The sequence below is a fragment of the Actinomadura livida genome, from assembly GCF_014648675.1.
Classification (GTDB): Bacteria; Actinomycetota; Actinomycetes; order Streptosporangiales; family Streptosporangiaceae; genus Spirillospora; species Spirillospora livida.
Map to the genome: position 1 here is coordinate 14,461 of NZ_BMRO01000021.1, position 24,002 is coordinate 38,462.

General features: G+C 73.4%; 22 protein-coding genes. 3 read left to right on the forward strand and 19 right to left on the reverse strand.

The genetic code is table 11. The features are described 5' to 3' along the window. Positions 1 to 9: 9 nt before the first annotated feature. From IEZ03_RS33825 to infC, 11 genes are all read right to left on the reverse strand, one after another. Positions 10 to 966 (reverse strand): lytic transglycosylase domain-containing protein, encoded by a 957-nt coding sequence (locus tag IEZ03_RS33825; protein WP_184885036.1) that lies wholly within the window; start codon positions 964 to 966, stop codon positions 10 to 12. Positions 967 to 1,462: 496 nt separating this feature from the next. Then, on the reverse strand, positions 1,463 to 2,197 hold the full coding sequence (locus IEZ03_RS33830; protein ID WP_131950614.1) for a DUF7873 family protein: 735 nt from the start codon (positions 2,195 to 2,197) through the stop codon (positions 1,463 to 1,465). A gap of 64 nt (positions 2,198 to 2,261) precedes the next feature. Then, on the reverse strand, positions 2,262 to 3,878 hold the full coding sequence (locus IEZ03_RS33835; protein ID WP_184885038.1) for an ABC-F family ATP-binding cassette domain-containing protein: 1,617 nt from the start codon (positions 3,876 to 3,878) through the stop codon (positions 2,262 to 2,264). A 310-nt stretch (positions 3,879 to 4,188) separates the two neighbouring features. Next, positions 4,189 to 6,675 carry a phenylalanine--tRNA ligase subunit beta gene (pheT, locus tag IEZ03_RS33840; RefSeq protein ID WP_184885039.1) on the reverse strand — a complete coding sequence of 829 codons (2,487 nt, stop codon included), beginning with the start codon at positions 6,673 to 6,675 and terminating at the stop codon, positions 4,189 to 4,191. Next, entirely contained in the window at positions 6,675 to 7,784 is a 1,110-nt protein-coding gene (gene pheS, locus IEZ03_RS33845; protein WP_184885041.1) for a phenylalanine--tRNA ligase subunit alpha, read from the reverse strand. Before pheS ends, pheT begins: the two co-directional genes overlap by 1 nt. Positions 7,785 to 7,937: 153 nt before the next feature. Then, positions 7,938 to 9,026, reverse strand: a complete 1,089-nt coding sequence (locus IEZ03_RS33850; RefSeq protein WP_268248586.1) for a sensor histidine kinase — start codon at positions 9,024 to 9,026, stop codon at positions 7,938 to 7,940. A 189-nt stretch (positions 9,027 to 9,215) separates the two neighbouring features. Further along, positions 9,216 to 9,758, reverse strand: coding sequence for an STAS domain-containing protein (locus IEZ03_RS33855; protein ID WP_184885054.1), 543 nt, complete (start codon positions 9,756 to 9,758; stop codon positions 9,216 to 9,218). Positions 9,759 to 10,054: 296 nt separating this feature from the next. Beyond that, positions 10,055 to 10,900: a TrmH family RNA methyltransferase gene (locus IEZ03_RS33860; RefSeq protein WP_132048086.1), complete on the reverse strand. Its 846-nt coding sequence runs from the start codon at positions 10,898 to 10,900 to the stop codon at positions 10,055 to 10,057. Between the two features lie 34 nt (positions 10,901 to 10,934). Beyond that, positions 10,935 to 11,312 (reverse strand): 50S ribosomal protein L20, encoded by a 378-nt coding sequence (gene rplT, locus IEZ03_RS33865; protein ID WP_131974900.1) that lies wholly within the window; start codon positions 11,310 to 11,312, stop codon positions 10,935 to 10,937. A gap of 70 nt (positions 11,313 to 11,382) precedes the next feature. Further along, entirely contained in the window at positions 11,383 to 11,577 is a 195-nt protein-coding gene (gene rpmI, locus IEZ03_RS33870; RefSeq protein WP_131975075.1) for a 50S ribosomal protein L35, read from the reverse strand. 182 nt (positions 11,578 to 11,759) lie between these two features. After that, positions 11,760 to 12,308 carry a translation initiation factor IF-3 gene (infC, locus tag IEZ03_RS33875; RefSeq protein ID WP_131950606.1) on the reverse strand — a complete coding sequence of 183 codons (549 nt, stop codon included), beginning with the start codon at positions 12,306 to 12,308 and terminating at the stop codon, positions 11,760 to 11,762. A 586-nt stretch (positions 12,309 to 12,894) separates the two neighbouring features. On the opposite strand from infC, the gene IEZ03_RS33880 reads away from it, so the two are divergent. Then, the gene (locus IEZ03_RS33880; protein ID WP_184885056.1) at positions 12,895 to 13,392 is read left to right on the forward strand and encodes an NUDIX domain-containing protein; all 498 of its coding nucleotides are present in this window, start codon (positions 12,895 to 12,897) and stop codon (positions 13,390 to 13,392) included. An 11-nt stretch (positions 13,393 to 13,403) separates the two neighbouring features. Beyond that, on the forward strand, positions 13,404 to 14,354 hold the full coding sequence (locus IEZ03_RS33885) for a carbohydrate kinase family protein (protein ID WP_184885058.1): 951 nt from the start codon (positions 13,404 to 13,406) through the stop codon (positions 14,352 to 14,354). Here the strand turns inward: IEZ03_RS33885 and IEZ03_RS33890 are convergent. Then, positions 14,318 to 15,031 carry an HIT family protein gene (locus IEZ03_RS33890; protein ID WP_184885060.1) on the reverse strand — a complete coding sequence of 238 codons (714 nt, stop codon included), beginning with the start codon at positions 15,029 to 15,031 and terminating at the stop codon, positions 14,318 to 14,320. The two genes, IEZ03_RS33885 and IEZ03_RS33890, sit on opposite strands and share 37 nt — an antisense overlap. A 151-nt stretch (positions 15,032 to 15,182) precedes the next feature. Here IEZ03_RS33890 and IEZ03_RS33895 point away from each other — a divergent pair, with 151 nt between their 5' ends. Then, the gene (locus tag IEZ03_RS33895; RefSeq protein ID WP_184885062.1) at positions 15,183 to 16,568 is read left to right on the forward strand and encodes a prenyltransferase/squalene oxidase repeat-containing protein; all 1,386 of its coding nucleotides are present in this window, start codon (positions 15,183 to 15,185) and stop codon (positions 16,566 to 16,568) included. Positions 16,569 to 16,574: 6 nt separating this feature from the next. Here the strand turns inward: IEZ03_RS33895 and IEZ03_RS33900 are convergent, their stop codons facing one another. The 7 genes from IEZ03_RS33900 to IEZ03_RS33930 all read right to left on the reverse strand — a co-directional run bounded on the left by IEZ03_RS33900 (position 16,575) and on the right by IEZ03_RS33930 (position 23,973). Beyond that, positions 16,575 to 17,423, reverse strand: a complete 849-nt coding sequence (locus IEZ03_RS33900) for a shikimate dehydrogenase (protein ID WP_184885064.1) — start codon at positions 17,421 to 17,423, stop codon at positions 16,575 to 16,577. A 15-nt stretch (positions 17,424 to 17,438) separates the two neighbouring features. Beyond that, a complete protein-coding gene (gene mltG, locus IEZ03_RS33905) occupies positions 17,439 to 18,614 on the reverse strand; it encodes an endolytic transglycosylase MltG (RefSeq protein WP_184885066.1) in 1,176 nt (391 codons plus the stop codon). After that, positions 18,611 to 19,069 carry a Holliday junction resolvase RuvX gene (gene ruvX / locus IEZ03_RS33910; protein ID WP_184885068.1) on the reverse strand — a complete coding sequence of 153 codons (459 nt, stop codon included), beginning with the start codon at positions 19,067 to 19,069 and terminating at the stop codon, positions 18,611 to 18,613. The genes mltG and ruvX overlap by 4 nt, the downstream gene beginning before the upstream one ends. A 116-nt stretch (positions 19,070 to 19,185) precedes the next feature. Continuing rightward, positions 19,186 to 21,855, reverse strand: coding sequence for an alanine--tRNA ligase (gene alaS, locus IEZ03_RS33915; protein ID WP_184885070.1), 2,670 nt, complete (start codon positions 21,853 to 21,855; stop codon positions 19,186 to 19,188). 1 nt (position 21,856) lies between these two features. Further along, positions 21,857 to 22,192: a hypothetical protein gene (locus IEZ03_RS33920; RefSeq protein ID WP_184885072.1), complete on the reverse strand. Its 336-nt coding sequence runs from the start codon at positions 22,190 to 22,192 to the stop codon at positions 21,857 to 21,859. After that, positions 22,189 to 22,599, reverse strand: a complete 411-nt coding sequence (locus IEZ03_RS33925) for a DUF948 domain-containing protein (protein WP_132050376.1) — start codon at positions 22,597 to 22,599, stop codon at positions 22,189 to 22,191. Before IEZ03_RS33925 ends, IEZ03_RS33920 begins: the two co-directional genes overlap by 4 nt. A gap of 111 nt (positions 22,600 to 22,710) precedes the next feature. After that, positions 22,711 to 23,973 (reverse strand): replication-associated recombination protein A, encoded by a 1,263-nt coding sequence (locus IEZ03_RS33930; protein WP_221481430.1) that lies wholly within the window; start codon positions 23,971 to 23,973, stop codon positions 22,711 to 22,713. Positions 23,974 to 24,002 lie beyond the last annotated feature (29 nt).

Sequence of the window (24,002 nt, forward strand, 5' to 3'; positions counted from 1 at the left end):
CGGACGCCGTCAGCGGCGCGCGCCGGGGCCGGTGATGCGGACGTCGCCGCGGGTGGTCACCACGAAGACCTGCCAGTTGTAGTAGGCGTAGTAGGCACGCGGGTCGCTCTTCATCCGCCTCGCGTGCCGCTGCACCGCGTCGACGTACAGCGGGGTCGGGTTGTAGGCGTGCAGCGCCCGCCGGTAGTCGTCCGGCGCCCCCGACGCCTTCAGGTAGTTGGCGGCCCCCATGACCGCGTCGCGCGGGTCGTGGATGTCGCCGCCCATCCCGTACTGCCGCCAGGTCGCGGGCAGGAACTGCATGGGGCCCTTCGCCCCCGCCCAGCTCGGCGACTTGATCCGGCCGTACTTCGTCTCCACGAGCATGATGGCGGCGAGCACCTGCCAGTCGATGCCGAACCGCTTCCCGGCGTCCTTGAAGTGCTTCAGCAGCACGCCCGCCGGGAGCGGCTCCCGGGTCCGGAACTTGCCGAGGTCGTCCTCCGGCTTCGCCAGCTCCAGGAGCTTGCGGACGGCGACCGTGTTGTCGCGCGTCGCGGCGGCGACCCCGCCCGGGAGCAGGTCGCGCGTGCGCTTCTCGAGCCCGTCGTCCTTCGCCAGCACCCGGTAGATCCGCTGCTGCCGCAGGGCCAGGTGGACGACCGCGTCGGGCGGCCCGGTCCGGGACGGGTCGCTGCGCACCCACTCGTCCACCGCGAGCCGCAGGGCCCGGTCGGTCCGCTCCAGGTCCTGGGCCAGGCCCGTGGGGTTCTTCGCCAGCTTGCCGTCGGGCTCCGGCAGGGGCGTCGCCGTGGGTGAGGCCGACGGCGACGCGGCCCGCGGCGCGGGGGCCCGCTCGCGCTCGCCGCCCCCTCCGCCGCCGCATCCGGCCGCCGCCAGCACCACCGCGGCGGCCAGGGCGCCGGACCGGCGTGTCGAGATCCGCATCATCCAGGCGACGATGCCCATCCCGGCGGCGCCGGTCAACCCGGAGGACGTACCCGGTTCGGCGGACCCGGCCCGGAGGACCCGGCCCGGAGGCGCGAGCGGGGCCCGGGGGTCTAGCCGCCCCCGGGCCCCTGAGGTTGCCGCCCAATTCGCACGCCGGCACATGAATGGACGCGGATCAGTCTCAGACCGTCGCGCGATCCCGTTACGCCATCGCCCTCCGAGCAGAGCGAGCCGGATTCGAACCGGCATCTCGACGGTTTCCGTCCACGTCCGCGCGATCCGGCGATCGGCGGCGAATGCTGAGTCTGGAGCGAGAGTCTGAGATTGAGCGGGCGGCCGCCTCTACCTGTTGGGCTACCCCGGCACGGGTGCCGGGGGCGGGAGTCGAACCCGCACTGTGTCGCACACCCTGGTCAGCTTCGGCTTCAGCTTCAGCTTGCGCTCCTCGCGCACCCCCCGCGCAGCGGCGGGGGGATCCTATTGAGTTGTCACTCGAGCCGTCCGCGGCCCCCGGAGGGCCGCGGGAGGCCGGTCACCCGAACAGGTAGCCGAAGACCGCCTCACCGACGCGCTGGTCGGTGACCTCGGTCCCGTTGGCCTCCTCGCGGGCGAACTTGACCGCGTCCTGCAGCCGCTCGACGCGGCCGAGCAGCTCGTTGACCCGCCTGGCCGGCAGCGCGCCCGAGAACTTCACCGTCGTCCAGTGGCCGACGCTGACGTCCTCGTAGTACACCTCGACCTGGGCCGGGTGCTTCTCGGTCGCCTCCGCCTTGACGTGGTTGCGGGGCACCTTCTTGGTCTTCACCGTGCGGACCGCCTCGGTGCGCCACACGTCGGTGGACGGGTCGAACGTCCACGTCTCCGCGGCGTCCAGCACCGGCAGCTTCTTGACGAACGTGTGCAGGTCCTTGAGCTGCTTCTCCAGGAAGAGCAGGTAGGAGACCGGGACGTCGCGCAGGAGCGTCGTGCCGTCGACCGTCACGTCGGCGCGGGCGACGCAGTTCGCCCAGTCCTTGGTGGCGGTGACGTCGAACAGCCGCGTCAGCGAGGCCGTCACGTCGCGCAGGACGTCGTCGACCTTCACCTGGACGCGGGTCGACTCGGCCGGCAGCTGCTCGCCCTCCTCGTCCTTCGGCTGGTAGGTCCGCGAGATGCCCGACAGCAGCGGGGCCTTCTGGACCGAATGGTGCGCGGCGGTCAGGTCCTGGAAGGACTTGCTCTTGACGCCCTTCTCGACCGCGATGATCTGGTTCAGCTTCGTCGGCACCCCGTCACTCCCCTCGATGCAGGACGACGCTAACAGCCCCTGATCGCCATATCACCGGGTTTTTCTACATGGGTCCTGCTTCGGTGATGCCCGCCGCGCGGTCCACGCGCAGCCGGCGGGTGATGCCGAGGGTGCGCAGGAACGGCACGTCGTGGCTGGCCACGACGAGCGCGCCCTCGTAGGCCGCGAGGGCCTGCGCGAGCTGCGCGGCGCTCGCCAGGTCGAGGTTGTTGGTCGGCTCGTCCAGCAGCAGCAGCTTCGGGGCCGGTTCGGCGAGCAGCAGGGACGCCAGCACGGCGCGGAAGCGCTCGCCGCCCGACAGCGTCCCCGCCCGCTGCTCGGCCCGCGCGCCGCGGAACAGGAAGCGCGCCAGCCCGGCCCTGATCCGCGCCGGCGGCACCGACGGCGCCTGTGCGCGGACGTTGTCCAGCACGCTCAGCTCCTCGTCGAGGACGTCGAGCCGCTGCGGCAGGTACCGCACGCCGTCCACGCCGATCCTGACGTTCACCCCCTCCTGGACGCGGTCGCCGACGAGCGTCCGCAGCAGCGTGGTCTTGCCCGAGCCGTTCGCGCCCTCCAGCGCGATCCGCTCCGGACCCCGGACGATCAGCTCCGACAGCGTCCCGGCCTCCGGCTCGGGCGCCGCCAGGCCCGTCACGGTGAGGACCGTCCGGCCGGCCGGGACGCGGGTGGCGGGCAGCTCTATGCGGATCTCCGCGTCGTCCCGGACCGCCTCCTCCGCCTCGGTGAGCCGGGTCCGGGCGCCGGCGAGCCGCTCCTCGTGCATGATGCGGTGCTTGCCGGCCGCCTCCTGCGCCTGCCGCTTGCGCGCGCCCATGATGATCTTCGGCTCCCGCTTGTTCTCGTACATCTTCTTGCCGTAGCGCTGCCGCCTGGCCAGCTTGACGTGGGCGTCCTCCAGCTCGCGCTTCTGGCGGCGCAGGTCGGTCTCGGCGGCCCGCACCGCCCGCTCCGCCGCCTCCCGCTCCACTTCGAGCAGTTCCTCGTAGGCGGACAGGTTCCCGCCGAACGACCGGACCGCGCCGTCGCGCAGGTCGGCGATCTCGTCGACGCGGTCGAGCAGCTCCCGGTCGTGGCTGACCACGACGAGGACGCCCGTCCAGGACGCGACGGCGTCGTACAGGCGTTGCCGGGCGTCCAGGTCGAGGTTGTTGGTCGGCTCGTCCAGCAGCAGGACGCCGGGGCGGGCGAGGAACAGCGCCGCGAGCGCGACCAGCACAGCCTCGCCGCCCGACAGCGTCGGGACGGCCCGGTCCAGGCCGAGGTGGCCGAGGCCGAGCCGGTCGAGCTCGGCGCGGGCGCGCTCCTCGACGTCCCAGTCGTCCCCGACGGCGGTGAAGTTCTCCTCGGTGGCCTCGCCGCGCTCGATGGCGTGCAGGGCGGCGCGCGTCGCGCTGATCCCGAGCAGGTCCGAGACCGTGGCGGTGTCGTCCAGGACGAGGTTCTGCGGCAGGTAGCCGATCTCCCCCTCGACGGACACGGTCCCCGACAGCGGCCGCAGCTCCCCGGCGATGATCTTCAGCAGGGTGGACTTGCCGGAGCCGTTGACGCCGATCAGGCCCGTCCGGCGGGTGCCGAACGCGGCGTCGAGGCCGTCGAGAACGGCGGTGCCGTCCGCCCAGGCGAACGACAGGCCCGAGCACACGATGGCGAATGACATGGGTGGCCTCCATGGGCGGTGAGCAGGTCAGGTGCTGGACACATGGAGACACCGCGGGTCACGCGACGTGCCGGCGGGCATGAGAAAGCCCGGCGGTACGGAGTCCGCTCTGAGGTCACGTGCGCGGGCCGATGACGGCCGGACGCGCGGTGTCGGACCTCAGATCCTCAATGGACTCCCCTGCCGGGCGGCGATGTGACGGAGTCGAGACTACCTCACCGCTTATCGCTACACAAGTAGCGTTAAGAAGTTCGCGAAAATGGAGGTGCCCCGGCCCGGAGTCGGGCCGGGGCACCTCCGTGCCGGTGGGTCAGGCGCCGCGCAGGACCGCGCCGGTGCGGTCGGACGCGGACGCCACGGCGGCGGCGCGGGCCCGCGACGCCTCCTCGGCGGTGAGGGTGCGGTCGGGCGCGCGGAACCGCAGGGCGTAGGCCAGGGACTTGCGGCCCTCGCCCACCTGCTCGCCGGTGTAGACGTCGAACAGCCGGATCGCCTCCAGCAGCTCGCCCGCGCCCTCGCGCAGCGCCGCCTCCACCTCGCCCGCCGGCACCGAGGCGTCGACGACCAGCGCCACGTCCTGGGTCGCGACCGGGTAGCTCGACACGTGCGGCGCACGGACCGTCGCGGGATCGCCGAGGCGACGCAGTTCCAGCTCCATCGCGCAGGACCGCGCGGGCAGCCCGTACGCCTTGAGGGTGCGCGGGTGCAGCTCCCCGGCGTGGCCGACGAGGATGTCACCGGCGTAGAGCGCCGCGCAGCGGCCCGGGTGCCAGGGGGCGTGCCGGTCGGCCTTGGCCGTCAGCTCGACACCGACCTCGCGGGCCACCGTGCGGGCCGCCTCGATCGCGTCCGCCCACAGCGCCGGGCGGCCCTCGCCCCACCAGCCGGACGGCTCGCGGTCGCCCGTCAGGACGACGGCCACCCGGTACGGCTGGTCGGGCAGCGCCGCCTCGAGAGCCGCCAGCTCCTCCTGCGTCGGCCCCCGGTCGACCGGTAGGCGGGGCGCGCGCTCGGGCGCGTCCGGACGCGGCCGGAAAACCACGCCCAGCTCGTACAGGGCGGTGTCGCCGAAGCCGCGTCCCACGTTGAGCGCCAGCACCTTGAGCAGGCCCGGCAGCAGCGTGGTCCGCAGCAGCGGCTCCTGCTCCGACATCGGGTTCGCGAGACGAAGCGTCCGGCGGCGGGCGTCGTCCTCGGGGAGCTGGAGGCCGTCCAGGTCCTTGCCGGCGACGAACGGGAAGGTCAGCGCCTCGACGTAGCCGGCGCCCGCGAGGGCGCGGCCGACGCGGCGGCGCAGCCGCTGCGTGGCGGTCAGCCCCTTCCCCGCGACCGGGCGCGGGGCGCGGGCCGGGATGTCCTCGTAGCCCTCCAGCCGGATGACCTCCTCGGCGAGGTCGTTGGGGTCGGTGAGGTCGTGGCGCCAGGACGGCGGCGTCACCGCCAGCGTCCCGTCCCCCTCGACCGTGCAGCCGACCTGCTCCAGGCGGCGGACGACCGCGTCCCGCCCGTAGGTCACTCCCGCGACCCGGTCGGGGTGGCCGGCGTCCATCGTGACGGTCACCGGCTCGACGGGCACCTCCGCGTGGGTGACGCCCGGCACGATCTCCGCGCCGCCCAGCTCGGCCAGCAGGCGGACCGCGCGGTAGGACGCGTACAGCGGCAGCTCGCGGTCGACGCCGCGCTCGAACCGGTAGGACGCCTCGCTGTGCAGCCGGTGGCGGCGGCTCATCCGGGCGGTGCCGATGTCGTCGAAGTGCGCCGCCTCGATGACCATGTCGGACGAGCGGTCGTCGATCTCGGTGGCGAGGCCGCCCATCGTGCCCGCCATCGAGATCGGGCCCGACTCGTCGGTGATGAGGATGTCCTCGGTGTCCAGCTCCCGCGTGACGTGGTCGAGCGTCTCCAGCTTCTCGCCGGACGCGGCGCGCCGCACGACGATCGGGCCGGTGAGCTTGTTCCGGTCGAAGGCGTGCAGCGGCTGGCCGAGCTCCAGCATCAGGTAGTTGGTGATGTCGACGGCCAGCGACACCGGGCGCATCCCCGCGCGGTGCAGGCGGACCCGCATCCACATCGGGGTCGCCGCGTCCGGGTCGAAGCCGCGGACCTCCCGCAGCACGAACCGGTCGCACGCGGACGGGTCGGCGATGCTCGCCGGGTAGGCGTCCCGGTCCTCCTCCGGCCCCCGCGGCAGTTCCACGTCGGCCGGGTCCTTGAACGGCACGCCGTAGGCGGTCGCGGCCTCGCGGGCGACGCCGCGGATCGACAGGGCGTAGGCGCGGTCGGGGGTGACCGCGATGTCCAGGACGTCGTCGCGCAGGCCGAGCAGCTCGATCGCGTCCGCGCCGACGGGCGTGTCCGGCGGCATGACGAGGATGCCGCTGTGGTCCTCCCCGATGCCCAGCTCGCTGACCGAGCAGATCATGCCCTCGGACACCTTGCCGTAGGTCTTGCGGGCGCCGATCTCGAAGCCGCCGGGCAGCACGCCGCCCGGCAGGATCACCACGACGCGGTCGCCGGCGGCGAAGTTCGTCGCGCCGCACACGATGTTCTGCGGCTCGCCGGTGCCGTTGGCGTCGCCGACGTCCACCTGGCAGTAGCGGATCGGCTTCTTGAAGCCGGTCAGCTCCTCCACCGCCAGGACCTCCCCGACGACGAGCGGGCCGGTGATGTCGGCGCCCGCCCGCTCGACGGTCTCGACCTCCAGACCCGCCGCGATCAGCTCGGCGGCCAGCGCGCGGCCGTCCACGCCGGCCGGGAGCTCGACGTACTCGCGCAGCCAGGAAAGCGGGGCCCGCATCAGATCTCCATCCCGAACGGGAGGGTGAACCGCACGTCGCCCTCCACCATGTCGTACATGTCCTCCACGCCGTGGCGGAACATCAGCGTCCGCTCGACGCCGACCCCGAACGCCCAGCCGCTGTAGCGGTCCGGGTCGACGCCGCAGGCCACCAGCACCCGCGGGTTGACCATGCCGCAGCCGCCCAGCTCGATCCAGCCCTCCGAGCTGCAGGTGCGGCACGGGTCGCCGCCCGGCTCGGCGGACGCGCCCCGGCACACGAAGCACTGCATGTCGACCTCGGCCGACGGCTCGGTGAACGGGAAGTACGACGGACGGAACCGCGTCTTCAGGCCCGCGCCGAACATGCCGCCCACGAACGCGTCGATGCCGCCGCGCAGGTCGGCCATCGTGAGGCCCTCGTCCACCGCGAGACCCTCCAGCTGGTGGAAGACGGGGCTGTGCGTGGCGTCCAGCTCGTCGGTGCGGAACGTGCGCCCCGGCACCACGACGTACACCGGCAGTTCACGCGACAGCAGTGCCCGGATCTGCACCGGCGAGGTGTGCGTCCGCAGCACCAGCCCGGTCTCCTCCGAGCCGACGAAGAACGTGTCCTGCATGGTGCGGGCGGGGTGGTCGGGCTTGAAGTTCAGCGCGTCGAAGTTGAACCACTCGGCCTCGACCTCGGGCCCCTCGGCGACCTCGAAGCCCATCGAGACGAAGACGTCGGCCATCCGCTCCTGCATGGTGGTCAGCGGGTGGCGGGCGCCCCGGGGGGCGCGGTCCCACGGCAGCGTGACGTCGACGGTCTCCTCGATGAGGACGCGCTGGTCGCGCTCCTCCTCCAGTTCGGCCTGGCGCTCCTTCAGCGCCTTGGACACCGCGCCGCGGGCGGCGCCGATGCGTTTGCCGGCTTCGGCGCGGGCCGCTGGCGGCAGCGCGCCGATCTCGCGGTTGGCGAGCGCCAGCGGCGAGCGGTCCCCGGCATGGGCCAGGCGGACCCGCTTCAGCTCGTCGAGGTCGGCCGCCGCGGCGATGGCCGCGAGCGCCTCCTCGCGGGCCCGCTCCAGCTCCTCCGGCTGCAGCGCGGACACCTCGACGGGGTCATAGGACTTGTTGGGTGCAGACATGGTGGTGTGATCGACTCCGGTCGGCGTGGGACGCCCGCAGTCTAGTGCGCGGGCGATGAGGATCCGGAAAACGTGCGCGTGACGCGCTGGCCCTGCGGGACCCGGTGGCGCCTCCGCCCGTGTCGCCGGGCGGCCGCGCGGCGTGCGCCGCGCTCAGGTGGCGTAGTCGGGGGCCCCTGCGGGCACGGTAAATCGGAACTCGGCGCCGCCGCCGGGCGCCCGCCGCACGGTGATCACGCCGCCGTGCGCCTCGACCAGGCCCTTGACGATGTAGAGCCCGAGGCCGGTGCCGCCGCGGCGGTTGCCGCCGGGGCCGCGCCAGAACTGCCGGAAGACGCGCTGGGCGGCCTCGGGCGGAATGCCCTCGCCCTCGTCGCGCACCGACACGGCCGCTCCCTCCTTGTGCGCATCCGGCTCCACCACGATGGTGACAGTGCCGGCTCCATGGCGCACCGCGTTTTCCACGAGGTTACCCAGGATCTGGCCCATCTTGTCGGGATCGAGCCACATCTCCGGCAGGACGCCGCGGGACTCGAAGCGGAACCGGTCCTCCGGCTCCCCGGCGGCGACGCGGCCCGCGATGACCTTGCGGACCTCCTCGGGCAGGTCGACGACCTGGCGGTGCATCTCCAGCCGGCCGGCCTCGATGCGGGACACGTCCAGCAGCTCGGTGATCAGGCGGGTGACCCGGTCGGCGTCGGCGTTGACCGTCTCCAGCATCACGCGCTTCTGGTCGTCGTTGAAGCGGTGCCACTTGGCCAGCAGCGTGGCGGTGAAGCCCTTGACGCTCGTCAGCGGGGACCGCAGCTCGTGCGCCACGGTGGAGACGAGGTCGGCGCGGTCGCGTTCCTGGCGGGCGCGGTGCAGCGCGTCGCGCAGGCACACGGTGAACCGTTCCACGCCGCCATCGGCGTCCCGCCGGTACGCGGCGGTCACCAGCAGTTCGGTGCCGCCGGGCAGGAACAGCACGCGCTCGGGGTGGCGGGTGCGGGTGCGGAGGCCGTCGTAGGGGGCCAGGCACTTCCACCAGTCGCGGCCCTCCGCGTCGTGCAGCGGCAGGACGTCGCGGAAGTCGCGGCCCAGGGCGGACGCGGCGGCGATCCCGGTCATCCGCGCCGCGGCGGCGTTGAAGACGACGACCCGGGCGTCGCGGTCGGCGACCAGCATCCCGTCGGGAAGGTCGTCCGGCGACACCCCCGCGGAGTCCGGCCCGAGCCCGGCCGCGGGCGCGCGCGCGGCCACGCGAGGGGGTTCCTCTCCGCCCACAGCGGCCTCCACAACACCGAAGAGAACGCGGCCTGTCGAGAAGAGACTCTAGCCGCAGTCGGGCATATGACGGGAGCCGGAAACCGCCCCGCGGAAAGGGATGTGTGGCACTCGGGCGGCGTTCCGGCGGGGACGGGACGGGGCGTCACCGGGACGCCGGGGACGTCAGCCGGACGCGGTGGACGAGTCCAGCGCATCGAGCGCGCCCTGCACGTCCGCGTGCACGCCGAACAGCCGGTGCAGCCCGGTGATGCGCAGCAGGCGCAGCTGTGCGGGGCGCACCCCGGCGAGCACGATCTCGCCGCCGGTCGCGGCGATCTGGTTGTGCGCCGCGACCAGCGCGCCGAGCCCGGCCGCGTCGCAGAACGGCACGGCGGTGAAGTCGGCCACCAGCCGGCGCGGCCCCGCGGCGTGCAGCTCCACGAGCCTCGCCCGCAGGACGTCGGCCGTGCGCAGGTCGATCTCGCCGTTGACCACGATGACGGCCGCGTCGCCGCGGACGCGGGCGACGGCGAGGTCCAGCCCGGCCTCGGGCTCGGCGACGGCGGCCCCGACGCCGGGGGCCGCGGCCGGTCGCGGAGCGGCCGGCGCGGAGGGCGCGGTGGGCGCGGTGGGCGCGGCGGCTCCGGGCGGAGCGGCCGTGCGGCACCTCACCTCCGGCACGCGCCGGCCCGCCGCCCTCCTGGACGGCCTGAACTCGTCGGTCATCACGTTTCGCCCCCAACTCTGCACGGCGCCGTCGCCGCCCCTGGTCAACGCACTGATCATCACCGTAGGCCGCGGAACCGGCCGGCGCACTCCCTCGCCGGACCCGTATCCCGCTCCTACCTGCGAAGGAGCCCCGCATCGCGGCGGACCCCCTGCCCGCCGCACGTGCGCAGAACATTTTCGCAGCTCACCGGCCGGAAAACGACACCGGAGGCGACCGATTGCGGCCATCCGATCACGCAACGCATCGAATCGCCGCACCAGCCCTCACGTTCGGTCGTCCCGCCCGGTCCTTCTCATCCCGGCGGAACCGCCCGGCCCGCCGGGCCGGCGCTCCGCTGGGCGCGTGCCGAGGCGTACAGGCATACGGCCGCCGCCGTCGCCAGGTTCAGGCTCTCCGCGCGCCCGTAGATGGGGACCCTTACGACCTCGTCGGCGTGGGCGAGGATCTCCTCGGGGAGCCCCCACGCCTCGTTGCCGAACACCCAGGCGGTCGGCCGCGCGAGCAGGCCCTGGTCGATCGCCTCGTCCAGGGTGCGGCCGCCCGCGCCGTCGGCGGCCAGGACGGTGAGCCCGGCCCCCTTCAGCTCGGCGGCGAGCTCGCCGAACCGCGGGCCGACGACGACCGGCAGGTGGAACAGGCTGCCCGCCGAGGCCCGCACGCACTTGCCGTTGTACGGGTCGACGGACGCGTCGGTGAACACGACCGTCTCCGAGCCGGCGGCGTCGGCGGTGCGCAGGACGGTGCCCGCGTTGCCGGGGTCGCGGACGTGCGCGAGGACGGTCACCAGCCGCGGCCCCGCCTTCAGCGCCTCGTCCAGCGGGACGTCGACGAACTCGCAGACCGCCAGCAGCCCCTGCGGGGTGACGGTCTGGGCGAGTTCGGCCATGATCTCGCCGCTGACGCGCAGGACCGGCGCGCCGGCGCGCTCCGCGGCGAGCACCAGATCAGGATGGCGGGCCTCGGCCTCGGCCGTGGTGAACAGCTCGGCGAGCCCGCCGGGGATCTCCAGCGCCTCGCGCACCGCCTGCGGCCCCTCGGCGAGGAACCGGTGCTCGCGGCGCCGGAATGCCCGCTTGGCGAGCCGGCGAGCGGCCTTCACCCGTGGTGATCGGAGGGAGGTCAGCTCGCGGCCCGCCATATCGCTGTGATCGCCTGTCGCCGGGATCCCGGGGTCAGGCGGCCTCCGAGCCCTCGGCCGGAAGCGCGTCCTTGGCGACCTTGACCAGCGCGGTGAACGCCGCCGGGTCGTTGACCGCCAGCTCGGCGAGCATGCGGCGGTCGACCTCGATCTCCGCGGCCTTCAGGCCCTGGATGAACCGGTTGTAGGTGATGCCGTTGGCGCGGGCCGCGGCGTTGATCCGCTGGATCCACAGCCGGCGGAACTGGCCCTTGCGGTCCTTGCGGTCCCGGAACGCGTAGGTCATCGAGTGGAGCTGCTGCTCCTTGGCCTTGCGGTACAGGCGCGAACGCTGACCGCGGTAGCCGCTCGACCGCTCCAGGACGACCCGACGCTTCTTGGCGGCGTTGACCGCCCGCTTCACGCGTGCCACGTGCTGAACTCCTTCGTGGGGGCCGGGGCCATGCCAGCCTCGGCCGGTCGCTGATGTTGCAGATCGAGGGCTACTTGCGCAGCAGCTTCTTGATGTTCTTGGCGTCGGCGTCGGCCACCACGGCCGGGCCGTCGAGCCGCCGGGTCCGCTTGGACGGCTTGTGCTCGAGCAGGTGGTTCTTGTTGGCGCGGCGGCGCATCACCTTGCCGGAGCCGGTCACCTTGAAGCGCTTCTTGGCGCCGCTGTGCGTCTTGGTCTTCGGCATGGTCGCCGTCGTCTCCTTCTTCCCGGCTCCCGTGCGGAACGCATGGGAGCGCGCCTGATCGGCGCATCGCACGGGGTTCCGTGGACACGCCAGGTCAGGCATCAATGTACGTGCGCCGCGACCCCGCTCCGGTGCGAGGTCGCGGAGTCCGGGACCGCCGCGTGGCCGGTCCCGAACGGCCGTCAGGCGGTGCTCTCGGCCTCCTGCCCGCGGGCCGTCTTCTTCTTGTGCGGACCGATCACCATGATCATGTTCCGGCCGTCCTGCTTGGGCCGCGACTCGACGAAGCCGAGCTCCTCGACGTCGTCGGCGAGCCGCTGCAGCAGCCGGTAGCCGAGCTCCGGACGGGACTGCTCGCGGCCACGGAACATGATCGTGACCTTCACCTTGTCCCCGGCCTTCAGGAACCGCACCACGTGACCCTTCTTGGTCTCGTAGTCGTGCGGGTCGATCTTCGGGCGGAGCTTGATCTCCTTGATGACCGTGTGCGCCTGGTTCTTCCGCGCCTCACGTGCCTTCATCGCGGACTCGTACTTGAACTTGCCGTAGTCCATGAGCCGGGCGACGGGCGGACGCGCGGTGGGCGCCACCTCGACCAGGTCGAGGTCCGACTCACGCGCGATCTCAAGGGCCTTGGCGATGGGCACTATGCCCACCTGTTCGCCGTTCGGGCCGACGAGCCGGACCTCGGGCACGCGAATGCGGTCGTTGATACGCGGTTCGGCGCTGATGGGACCTCCTTGGGGCCGTTCTCAAGTTCGTTGGACCGGTCGTACCCCGAGGCTTCCACAGGAAAAGCCCCGCACGACTCACGCACGGGGCCACCTTCGGTCTCCTGGACGGCGGAGCCGTCCGAGGACGACGGCGCTACGGGCGTGGAGCCCGCTCGCCGGACCGAGGACCCACCGGCTTCTGGGTCTGGGGTCGTCCCCAGACCGACACCGCGGGTTCCGGCGAGCCGCCCTGATGGGCGGCGAACAGGAACCGCGGCCTCTTCGGCCGGTCAGGTGGGAGGTGGCCTCCGCTTTGAGCGCCCGGTCCGCGCCACCGCATCGGTCGCGCGCACAGGGCCGGTCGGCCAACCACATTACCATCTGCGGGCACCGTGTGCCCCGGTCGATGGCCTGCGATCTCGCGGCTTTCGCGGCCGGTCGGCGTGAGGTACGCCACCTTCGTCAACGTGCCGGGACGCCGGCCCATTCCCGGACCGGGTGATGAGGTTGTGGCGGGATCGGCCTCTCGGCGTCCCCGGCCCCGGCTGTTACCGTGAGGCGACGACGGCCCGGTGGGGCCGGCACCAGGGAGGTGGTTCCCGCCATGCCCCCGGCAGGGGCCGGCGCCCCCGGTTCCCGCAGCTCCCTCGCACCGGTCAGGCTGGAGTTCGCCCAGAAGGCGTTCATCGTCTCCGGCGGGCGGCTGCTGCTGGTCCGCAAGGCCGCGTCCGACCCGTTCCATCCGGGGCGCTGGGAGGTTCCGGGCGGGCGCCTGGAGGTGGCGGGCGACCTGGACCTCGACGACCACATCCGCCGGGAGGTCTGGGAGGAGGTCGGCATCAAGATCGAGCCGGGGCCGCCGTTCCACCTCTGGCAGTGGTTCATGCCCGACCGCACGGCGCCCTCCCCGGGCGGGCGGATACGCGTCGTGGCGGCGGCCCGCCGCTGCCGGCCGCTGACGCTCGACGCCGGCCTGGAGAACCAGGACTCCGGCGACCACCTCGACGACTGCGCCTGGGTGCCGCTGGAGGAGATCGGCGCCTACGACCTCATCCCGAGCCTGCGTCCGGTGATGCGGGCGTTCCTGCTCCCGCCCCGCTGAGCCGCCGCGACATGGCCCCGACCCGACCGCCGGTGGAGTGGCCGGGCCTGGCGGGCACGGGCGAGCGCCGGTTCAGCCTCCTGATCATCGGGGACGTGGGGATCGAGGTCCGCGCGTCGCTCCCGGACGTCCGCTTCGCGGAGTTGCACGCGGATCACCTCTCCTACGCGCCGACCCGGGCCATGGTCGCCGGGACGGCCGTCAACCTGGCCCGGCGCGCGACGCGCCACTTCCGCCGGGTCGGCGTGCTGGCCAAGGTCGGCGACGACGACTTCACGCCGGTGATCCGCGGCGAGCTGCGGCGGCTCGGCGTGGCCGACCACCTGCGCGTCGAGGCGGGCGCGCCCAACGGCGTCGCGGTGATGCTGCGGGACCGGCCGTGCGGCGGCGGGCCGGGCAGCCGGCTCCTGGTCGTCCAGGACGAGCCGCCGGGCCGCCGCCTCACCGGGCCGGAGGTCCGCGCGGCGGCGGGCGTGATCGGGGGCGCGGACGTCCTGGCCGCCGACGGGTACTCGCTGCTGTCGCCGGTCTCGCGGGCGGCGCTGCACGCGGCGGCCCGGACGGCCCGGGACGCGGGGACGCCGGTCGCGTTCGACCTCGTCCCGCACGACGTCGACGCGCGGCTCCCGCCGGACGCCGTGCTGCCGATGCTGGGCCTGGCCGACCTCGTGATCTCCGAGGCTCCGACGCTCGCGCGGCTGCTCGGCCGTCCGGCGCCGGTCGCCGCGCACGAGGTGCGGGAGCTGCTGCCGGCGCTGGACCGCGCGGTGGCCGGGCGCCCGCTGTGGCTGCTGCGGTTCGGCGCGACGTCCCTGGAGCGGACGATCGCCTACCGGCGGGAGGGGGCGCCGCTGGAGTACCCGACCGGGTACGGGGACGGGGTCGAGCGCGTGGGCTTCGGCGACCGGCTGGCGGCGGCCGAGCTCTACTGGTGGCTCTCCTCGCCGTCGGCGGCGGCCTGAACGTTCTCCAGCCGGCCGGCCGCCGTGCGCATGGCCTGGAGGGTCCGGAAGAAGCTGCGCCTGCTGCCGGGCAGCCCGAACGTCTCCTGCCAGCGCCAGGTCCCGCCGCGCCCGGCGGAGGTGACGGCCCAGCGCAGGAACTGGCTGCGCACGCCGTCGCCGGCGTGGACGGTCGCGACGCCGTCCTCCTCCACCAGAAGGTAGGAGCGGCCCTCGCGGATGTACGCGCGCAGAGCAGCGTGGTCGGCGGGCGCACCCGGTAGCCCGTGCGCCTCCACGGCCGACCGCAGGCCGCGTGTCCCGGGCAAGAAGTGCCAGTGCGCGTGGTCGATGCAGGCGCCTCCGCCCTGAGTGGTGGCCGGGCCGTGCTCGAAGAGGACCAGGTCGCGGCTCCCGTACGCCTCGCCGTAGAGGCCGGCGACGCGGTCCCGCCACGCCAGGGCCCGGTCCCACATCCGCCGCCCGAAAGCCCCGGCGCACCGGTAGTGTTCGCGGGTCACCAGCAGCACGTGCCCGTCTGCGAGTGGCGCCACGTCGGGGATCAGCAGGAAGTCCGCGTCGCGCCCGATGACCCCCGACTCCCCCGGCAGGTCCGCCATGTCGTTGAACCGGAACCGCAGGGGCGGGCAGAGGACGCAGTCGTGACCGGGCTCGTTCCAGATCGTCGGCTCGGCCAAGGCCGCCTCCAGCACCAGGGACGGGGAACCGTTCCGCCTTCAAGGTCCCGGTGCCCGGCAGCGGCGGGCCGTACTGCCGGGGATACCGACATAGAACCCACGAGATACAAATCATCGCCAAATGGGCATAAAAAGCTCAGAAGGCTACATCGTGAATCAGAGACCTCCCCTCCCCGCACCCCGCGCCCCGCGCGACCGCGGCGCGCACCCGCGTTCCGCCGCCTCCGCCATCGACATGGCCGTCCTGCACGCCCGGCTGGAGGAGTCCCTGGACGTCCTCCGCGACACCTACGCGCCCGCGCTCGGCGACGGCGGCGGCTGGTACCACGAGCTCACGCGGCCCGAGCCGGGCAGCACCGCGACGGCCCTCGGCCTCCTGGCCTTCGTGGAGGCGGGCCGCCCCTTCGAGTACTTCGACGAGGGGCTCGCCTTCCTCGCCGCCCGGCAGACCACCTCCGGGGACGCGCTGCGGGACGGCGGCTGGGCCACCAAGACCAGCCTGGGCATGCCGGTCGTGGAGGCGACCGCATGGATCGCGCGGTTCCTCGCCCGCGCCCGCTGCGACCTGCGCGACGACGCGCCCGACCTCGAACGCGCCTACCGGTGGCTGGTGCTCAACCAGAACCCGGACGGCGGCTGGGGGTCGCTGCACGGCTGCCGGTCCAGGGTGTGGCCGACCTGCCTGGCGCTCCGCGCGCTCAGCCAGCTCAACCCCTACGCCCCGGCCGTCGACCGGGGCGTGGAGTGGCTGACCGCGGACCGGACCGCGCACCGCCCCGGCTGGGGACCGACCCAGGCGTCCCGGCCCACCGTCACCCACACCGCGTTCGTGCTGGTCACGCTGGCCGAAGCACGGCCGGACCTGAGGACGGAGCGGCTGCTGGACGCCTACGACTGGCTGCTGGAGCACCTCGGCACCGAAGACGACACCTGGATCGAGACCTACGACGTCTCCCCGCACGGCACCGTCTCCCCGCACGGCACCGGGGCGAAGCCGGTGTGGCGGCTCGCGCTCTGGCACTACGGCCTGCCCATCGCGCTCAACGCCCTGCTGCGGGACCCGCGCGGCCCGCACGGGCCGGCCGTCGCCCGCGCGTTCCGGACACTGGTCCGCGGCGAGGTCGCCGACCCGCGCCGGAACGGCTACCCGGGCAGCGGCCGGACGTCGCTGTGGACGCTGTGGTGGCGGCTGGAGACCCTGGTCGCGCTCGCCCGGCTCCCCCTCGCCGGGAACGCCGACGTGCTGCACTGGCTGCCGGACGCGACGGTCGTCCAGCGCGCCCACGCCCGGGACGTCCCCCTGGCCGAACTGCTGCCGCACAGCCGGCTCGTCGACCCGGTGGCGCTCGCGCGACGGCACTGGGCGGCGTCCCTATTGGTCCTGGTGTGCGCGGGCAGCGCGGTCGGCGTCGCGGCCGGGCTGTGGGGGTGGAAGGATTTCTGGCTGAGCGTGATCCTGCCGATCATCCTCACCGCCGTCAACGAGTCGATGCGGCGCCGGCGCACCCAGCGCGCGCCGCCGCCCGCCGCGTCCTGAGCCGGCTCACGCCAGGCGCGCCCGGCGGGCCAGCTCCGCCTCCCCGGCGGCGCGCATCGCCGCCACGGGCACGTCGTCGCGGCCGGTCATCAGCGCAACCTGCCGGACGGCCTGGTGCAGCAGCATCGGGAAGCCGCCCACGACCGTCCCGCCGGCCTTCTCGACCGCCACCGCCAGGGCCGTGGGCCACGGCGCGTACACGACGTCGAACAGGGCGGCGCCCGACGCGGCGACCGGAGCGGCGAACGCGTCCGCCGCCCGCCCCGGCAGTGTCGACACCACCAACTCGGCCGGGAGTTCCGCGGTCACCTGGTCGAGGGTGACGACCCGGACCGCGAGCCCGAACCGCTCCCCGACCCGGGCGGTCCCGGCGGCGCGCTCCGGGGTGCGCACCGCGAGCACCGCTTCGGCCGCGCCGAGCGCGGCGAGCGCCGCGAGGGCTGACGCGGCGGTCGCACCCCCGCCGAGCACCAGCGCTCTGCCGTCCGGCCCGCCGATCGTGACGCCGGCCTCGGTCAGCGCCGTCACCATGCCGTGCACGTCGGTGTTGTCGCCGTGGCGCCGCCCGTCGCGCAGGACGATCGTGTTGACGCCGCCGACCTTCACCGCCTGGTCCGACACGGCGTCCACCAAGTCCAGCGCGACGCGCTTCAGGGGCATGGTCAGCGACAGGCCCGCCCATTCGGGGCCGAGGCCGTCCAGCAGCCCCGCCAGGCCGTCCTCATGGCACTCGATCGCCTCGTAGGACCAGCCCTCCAGTCCCATCGCCGCGTACGCCGCCCGGTGCAGCACCGGCGACAGCGAATGCGCGATCGGCGCGCCCAGCACCGCGGCCCGCCGGGCCGTCTCCCCCACCGCCACTCCCTCGGCTCAGTTGCCCGGGTTCGCCCGCTGCCAGGCCCGGAACTCCTTCTCCAGCTCGAGCTGCTGCTCGTAGGTGGAGGCGAACTTGGTGATCCCGCGGTCCGGGTCGGTGGTGACGAAGAACAGCCACGTCCCGTCCTTCGGCTTCAGCGCCGCCTCGATCGCCGCGCTCCCCGGGTTGCCGATCGGCCCCGGAGGCAGCCCCTTGTACTTGTAGGTGTTGTACGGCGAGTCGTACTTGAGGTCCTCGTTGGTCACCGTGAGCGTCCGCTTGCCGAGCGCGTACACGACCGTGCTGTCGAACTGCAGCGGCATGTCCTTCTCGACCCGGTTGTAGATCACCCGGGAGACCTTCGGCAGGTCGCTGGGCCGGGCGCCCTCCGCCTGGATGAGGCTGGCCAGCGTGATGACCGTCCCCGGCTTCATCCCCGCGTCGCGCGCCTTGCCGACGAGGTCGTCGCTCGTCGCCTCCTTGTTGAAGCGGTCCACCATCTGCTTGAGGATCTGCCCCGCCGAGCCGTTCGGGTCGAGGTCGTAGCGGCCCGGGAACAGGTAGCCCTCCACCCTGTTGCTCGCGTACGGCGGGAGGCCCAGCCCTTCCGGCTTCTTCGCTGCGGCCTGGAACTCCTTCACCGGGATCCCGGTCTTCTTGGCCAGGAGCTCGAAGACCTCGACGGCCCGCCGGCCCTCCGGGATCGTGATCTGGGTGTCGGCCCGCGACTTGGGGTCCAGCAGCAGCGCCATCGCCGCCGCGGACGACATCTTCTGCCGCATCTGGTAGAAGCCCGGCTGGATGCTGGACGCGCGCGTCTCCGTCTGGAACACCTTGACGAACGCGCGGGAGCTCTTGACGACCTCGTGCTCCTCCAGCGCCTTGCCGATCACCGCGCCGCTGGCGCCGTCCTTGATCTGGACCGTGACGCTCCCCGTGCCCTGGCCGGCGTAGTCCGGGGGGTTCCACTTGTCGTCGAGCCACGCGTAGCCGAGCACGCCGCCGGTGCCGAACACCGCCACCAGGAACGCCATCGCGAACAGCGCCGCGGCCCGGCCGTTGCGCCTGCGGCGCTTCTGCACCTTGCGGGTGCGCCGCTGGTCCTTGCGGCTGGGCCGGCCCTCCGGCGCGGGTCGCCCGTCCCCGTACGGATCGCCGTACGGGTCCGAGAAAAGGTCCAAGTCGTTCATGAGCTCCCCCGGACGATCTCGCCTGGGGGGCTTCCCGTCAATCTCTCCGCGTCGAGTGCCGCCTGGAGCAGCACCGCCGCGGCGGCCTGGTCGACGACCTTGCGGCGCGCCTTCCCGTGCACTCCCCCCGCCCGCAGGCCGCTCTCGGCCGTGACGGTGGTGAGCCTCTCGTCGTGCAGCCGGACCGTCTCCGGGGGGAGCCGGTCCGCGAGCCGGTCCGCGAACCTGCGCGCCGCCTCCGCCGCCGGACCCTCCCGGCCCGACAGCGACGTCGGCAGGCCCACGACGACCTCGATCGCCTCGTACTCGGCGACCAGCTCCACCAGCCGGTCGACGTCGCCCTTGCCGCTCTTCACGGTCTCCAGGGGCGTGGCGAGCACGCCGCCGGGATCGCACCGCGCGACCCCGACCCGCACGCTCCCCACATCGACCCCCAACCGGACGCCGTATCTCATGGCTTCGCTCCGATCAGCGGCTCCGGGCGCCTCCCCGGCACCAGGCGCGTCCCCCGCGCGCCCCTTGCGAGCCTCGTCGCTTCGACCCCCGGTCGCTCTACCCCGATGTGCGGGGATCACGCGGCCCCTACTGCGCGTTCGACCGCGTCGAGGGCCTCGCCGATCGCGGCGGGGTTCGCGCCGCCGCCCTGGGCGAGGTCGTCCTTGCCGCCGCCTCCCCCGCCGAGGGCCTTCGCCGCCACGCCGACGAGCGCGCCCGCCTTCAGGCCCCGTTCGCGTGCGCCCTCGGTGACGGCGACCACCACGACCGGGCGGTCCTTCGGGACGCCGGTGACCATGACGACCGCCGGCCGCGCGACGAGCCGCCCCCGGACGTCGACCGCGAGCTTGCGCAGGTCGTCGGCCCCCGTGCCGTCGGGGGCGCGGTGGCCCACGAACGCGATGCCGCCCACGTCCTTGGCGGTGTCGGCGAGGGAGCCCGCGATGGCGAGGACCTGCTGGGAGCGGAGCTTCTCCAGTTCCTTCTCCGCGTCGCGGAGCCGGGTGACGACCCCGGAGATCCGCTCGGGCAGCTCCTCCTTGCGCGCCTTCAGCTGCTCGGCGAGCTGCGCGACCAGCACGCTCTCCCGGGCGAGGAAGCGGAACGCGTCGATGCCGACGAGGGCCTCGACGCGGCGGACCCCGGCGCCGATCGACGACTCGCCCAGCACCTTGATCAGGCCGAGCTGCCCGGAGCGGGCGACGTGCGTGCCGCCGCACAGCTCGCGGGAGTAGTCGCCGACCTCGACGACGCGGACCTCGTCGCCGTACTTCTCGCCGAACAGCGCGAGCGCGCCCATCGCGCGGGCCTCGTCGATCGAGGTGTGGAAGGCGCGGACGTCCAGGTCGCCGACCAGGACCTCGTTGACCTCGTCCTCGACGTCCCGCAGCACGCCGGCGGGGACGGCGCCGGACGCGGTGAAGTCGAACCGGAACCGGCCCGGCGAGTTCTCCGACCCGGCCTGCGCCGCCGACTCGCCGAGCGCGCGGCGGAACCCGGCGTGCACCATGTGGGTCGCGGTGTGCGAGCGAGAGATCGCCCGGCGCCGCTCCACGTCGACCTCGGCGTGGGCCGAGTCGCCCGCCTGGGCCTCGCCGCTGAGGACGCGCCCCCGGTGCACGATGAGGCCGGGCAGGGGCGCCTGCACGTCGGTCACCTCGACCACCGCGCCGTTGCCGAGCCTGATCACGCCGTGGTCGGCGAGCTGCCCGCCGCCCTCGGCGTAGAACGGGGTGCGGTCGAGGACGACCTCGACCTCGGTGCCCTCCCCGGCCGCGGGCGCGTTCGCGCCGCCGACCAGCAGGCCGACGAGGCGGGCGTCGCCGCGCAGGTGGCCGTAGCCGATGAAGTCGACCTCGCCGCCGGCGCCGGTGAGCAGCTCGTCGAGGACGGAGACGTCCAGGTTGCCGGTCCGCTTGTCGCGGGCGTCCTTCTTGGCGCGCTCGCGCTGCTCGCGCATGAGGCGCCGGAAGCCCTCCTCGTCCACCTGGAGGCCCTGCTCGGACGCCATCTCCAGGGTGAGGTCGATCGGGAAGCCGTAGGTGTCGTGCAGCTTGAACGCCTGGTCGCCGGCGAGCGTGCGGCCCCCGGACCGCCTGGCCTCCTCGACCGCCGTGTCGAAGATGGCGGTGCCGGTGCGCAACGTCTGGAGGAACGAGTCCTCCTCGGCGTCGATGACGGTGTGGATGTTCGCGGCGGTGCGCACCAGCTCGGGGTACTGCTCGCCCATCGCCTTGATCGCGACGTCGGTCAGCTCGTGCATGAGGCCCGCGTCCTGGCCGCCGAGCAGCCGCAGGTTGCGGATGGAGCGGCGCAGGATGCGGCGCAGCACGTACCCGCGGCCCTCGTTGCCGGGGCGGATGCCGTCGGCGACCATCATCGTCCCGCTGCGGACGTGGTCGGCGATCACGCGCAGCGACACGTCGGCGCGCCGGTCGCGGCCGTACCGGGCGCCGGTCAGCCCGGCGGCGCGGTCCAGGACGCGCCACAGGGTGTCGGTCTCGTAGATGTTGTCGACGCCCTGCAGGATCGCCGCCATGCGCTCCAGGCCCATGCCGGTGTCGATGTTCTTGGCGGGCAGGTCGCCGAGGATCGGGAAGTCGGTCTTGCTGTCCCCCGGCCCCCGCTCGAACTGCATGAAGACGAGGTTCCACACCTCGAGGTAGCGGTCCTCGTCGGCGACCGGCCCGCCCTCGCGCCCGTACGCGGGGCCGCGGTCGTAGTAGATCTCCGAGCAGGGCCCGCACGGGCCGGGAACGCCCATCGACCAGAAGTTGTCCTCCATGCCGCGCCGCTGGATGCGGTCGAGGGGGACGCCGACCTTCTCATGCCAGATGCTCTGGGCCTCGTCGTCGTCGTCGAAGACCGTGACCCACAGCTTCTCCTCGGGGAACCCGAAGCCGCCGTCCTCGCGCGGCCGGGTCAGCAGCTCCCAGGCGAACGGGATCGCCTGCTCCTTGAAGTAGTCCCCGATGGAGAAGTTGCCCAGCATCTGGAAGAACGTCGCGTGCCGGGTGGTCTTGCCGACCTCCTCGATGTCCGGCGTCCGCACGCACTTCTGCGCGCTGGTCATCCGCTGCGACGGCGGGGTGCGCTGGCCGAGGAAGTACGGCTTGAACGGGACCATGCCGGCGTTCACCAGCAGCAGGGTCGGGTCCTCGGCGACGAGGCTGGCCGAGGGCACCACCTGGTGCCCGCGCTCCTCGAAGAACGTGAGGAAGCGGCGTGCGACCTCTGCCGACTCCATATCAGTGGCCATCCTTGTCGTTCTCGATGATCGTGTATCGCGCCTTGAGCACCCGGCGTGGACCGGAACCCCGGTGGCCGGGCAGCTCGGCGTCCGGCGGAGCCTGGTCCATGCGGACGGCCTCGCGCAACTCCTCTTCACGGGCACGCATCTCGGTACGCACGTCCGAGGCGAAATGCCTCAACCGCTCGCCGGCGCCCTGCCCGGTGGACACCGCCCGCGCCGCGACCCCCTCGGGGGACCAGGCGCGCGCGATCCGGACGACGCGGCGCTTGACGCGGTGCGAGACGTAGACGCCCGCGCCCGCCCCGACCGAGAGCCAGAACAGCCGCCTCATCTGCGTCCCCTGCCCGAGGAGCGCGCCTGCAACTGCGGCCTGCCCGGCTCTGCGTCGCCGTCCCGACCGCCGAGGGCCTTGCGGACCCCGTAGGAGAACGCGGCGGCCTTCACCAGCGGGCCGCCCACCACCGACGTCATGACGGTGGTGACGGCGGAGACGTTCTGCGTGACGCCGGCCACCTGCTTGGTGATGACGTCGGTGCGGCCGAGCTGCTCGTTCGCGCGCTTGACCGTCCTGGTCATGTCGTTCATCAGCGGGCCCGCCTGGTCGCCGATGTCGTGGACGACCTTGGTCGCCTCGCCGAGGAGGCGGGAGAGCTTCAGCAGGGTGAGCGCGATGAACGAGACGAGCACCGCCCAGAACACCGCCACGATGAGACCTGCCAACTGTCCACCAGTGAGCATCAGGGCTTTCCGTTCGCGTGAGTTCGGCTCGGGGCCGGGCATGTGGCCAGAGACAGACCTTACCGGTCGACCGGCCCCTATGCCGGGACCACAGGCCGGGTCAGGGTCTGGTCACCGCCGGTCCGCGGTACCGCGCAGGACGGAGCGGATCCGTGCGAGCACTTCGGTGAACCTGGACTCGGCACCGTACTTGGTCGGGCGATAGTACTCCCGTCCGTCCACGGTGTCGGGCGCGTACTGCTGCCGGACGACCCCGCCGGGGTGGTCGTGGGCGTACTTGTAGCCCTGCCCGTGCCCGATCTTCGCCGCGCCCTTGTAGTGCGCGTCGCGCAGATGCCCGGGGACGGGCCCCGCGAGGCCCTTGCGCACGTCGCCGAGCGCCCCGTCCACGGCCATGATCACCGCGTTGGACTTGGGCGCCAGGGACAGGTGGATGACCGCCTGGGCGAGGTTGATGCGCGCCTCGGGCAGGCCGACGAACTCCACCGCCTGCGCCGCCGCGACGGCCGTCTGCAGCGCGGTCGGGTCGGCCATGCCGACGTCCTCGCTGGCGTGGACGATCAGCCGCCGGGCGATGAAGCGCGGATCCTCCCCGGCCTCGATCATGCGGGCCAGGTAGTGCAGCGCCGCGTCGACGTCGCTGCCGCGGATGCTCTTGATGAACGCGCTGACGACGTCGTAGTGCTGGTCGCCCTCGCGGTCGTAGCGGACGGCGGCCCGGTCGACGGCCTTCTCCAGGACGCCTGCGTCGATCACGGCGCCGTCCTCGACGACCAGGGCGGCGGCCTCCAGGTAGGTGAGGGCGCGCCGCGCGTCTCCGCCGGCCAGCCGGACGAGGTGGTCCTCGGCCGCCGGGTCCAGGGCGACCGCCCCGGCCAGGCCGCGCTCGTCGGCGAGCGCGCGGCGGATCACCTCGCGCAGCGCGTCCTCGCCGAGCGGCTCCAGGGTGAGCAGAAGCGACCGCGACAGCAGCGGGCTGATGACGGAGAAGAACGGGTTCTCGGTGGTGGCGCCGATGAAGGAGACCCAGCGGTTCTCCACGGCGGGCAGCAGCGCGTCCTGCTGCGCCTTGTTGAAGCGGTGGACCTCGTCCACGAACAGGACGGTCTGCCGCCCGGTCATGCCCAGCTCGCGCTTGGCCAGGTCGATCTCGGCGCGGACGCGCTTGACGCCGTCGCTGACCGCGGAGATCTCCACGAAGCGCCGGGACGTGACGTGGCTGACGACCGTGGCGAGGGTCGTCTTGCCGGTGCCCGGCGGCCCCCACAGGACGAGCGACATCGGCACGTCCCGGTCGACGAGCTGCCGGATGGGGGTGCCGGGGCCGAGCAGGTGCCCCTGTCCGACGACCTCGTCCAGCCCGCGGGGACGCATCCGCACCGCGAGGGGCTGCGCAGCTCCCG

What these genes read in the sequence shown, in the direction of transcription:
- IEZ03_RS33835 (WP_184885038.1), bottom strand. Translation starts at nt 3,878, where the DNA reads ATGTCATTCGCCATCGTGTGCTCGGGCCTGTCGTTCGCCTGGGCGGAC.
- pheT (WP_184885039.1), bottom strand. Translation starts at nt 6,675, where the DNA reads ATGCGGGCCCCGCTTTCCTGGCTGCGCGAGTACGTCGAGCTCCCGGCC.
- pheS (WP_184885041.1), bottom strand. Translation starts at nt 7,784, where the DNA reads ATGTCTGCACCCAACAAGTCCTATGACCCCGTCGAGGTGTCCGCGCTG.
- IEZ03_RS33855 (WP_184885054.1), bottom strand. Translation starts at nt 9,758, where the DNA reads ATGACCGACGAGTTCAGGCCGTCCAGGAGGGCGGCGGGCCGGCGCGTG.
- IEZ03_RS33860 (WP_132048086.1), bottom strand. Translation starts at nt 10,900, where the DNA reads ATGGCGGGCCGCGAGCTGACCTCCCTCCGATCACCACGGGTGAAGGCC.
- rpmI (WP_131975075.1), bottom strand. Translation starts at nt 11,577, where the DNA reads ATGCCGAAGACCAAGACGCACAGCGGCGCCAAGAAGCGCTTCAAGGTG.
- IEZ03_RS33880 (WP_184885056.1), top strand. Translation starts at nt 12,895, where the DNA reads ATGCCCCCGGCAGGGGCCGGCGCCCCCGGTTCCCGCAGCTCCCTCGCA.
- IEZ03_RS33885 (WP_184885058.1), top strand. Translation starts at nt 13,404, where the DNA reads ATGGCCCCGACCCGACCGCCGGTGGAGTGGCCGGGCCTGGCGGGCACG.
- mltG (WP_184885066.1), bottom strand. Translation starts at nt 18,614, where the DNA reads ATGAACGACTTGGACCTTTTCTCGGACCCGTACGGCGATCCGTACGGG.
- ruvX (WP_184885068.1), bottom strand. Translation starts at nt 19,069, where the DNA reads ATGAGATACGGCGTCCGGTTGGGGGTCGATGTGGGGAGCGTGCGGGTC.
- alaS (WP_184885070.1), bottom strand. Translation starts at nt 21,855, where the DNA reads ATGGAGTCGGCAGAGGTCGCACGCCGCTTCCTCACGTTCTTCGAGGAG.
- IEZ03_RS33920 (WP_184885072.1), bottom strand. Translation starts at nt 22,192, where the DNA reads ATGAGGCGGCTGTTCTGGCTCTCGGTCGGGGCGGGCGCGGGCGTCTAC.
- IEZ03_RS33925 (WP_132050376.1), bottom strand. Translation starts at nt 22,599, where the DNA reads ATGCTCACTGGTGGACAGTTGGCAGGTCTCATCGTGGCGGTGTTCTGG.
- IEZ03_RS33930 (WP_221481430.1), bottom strand. Translation starts at nt 23,973, where the DNA reads ATGCGTCCCCGCGGGCTGGACGAGGTCGTCGGACAGGGGCACCTGCTC.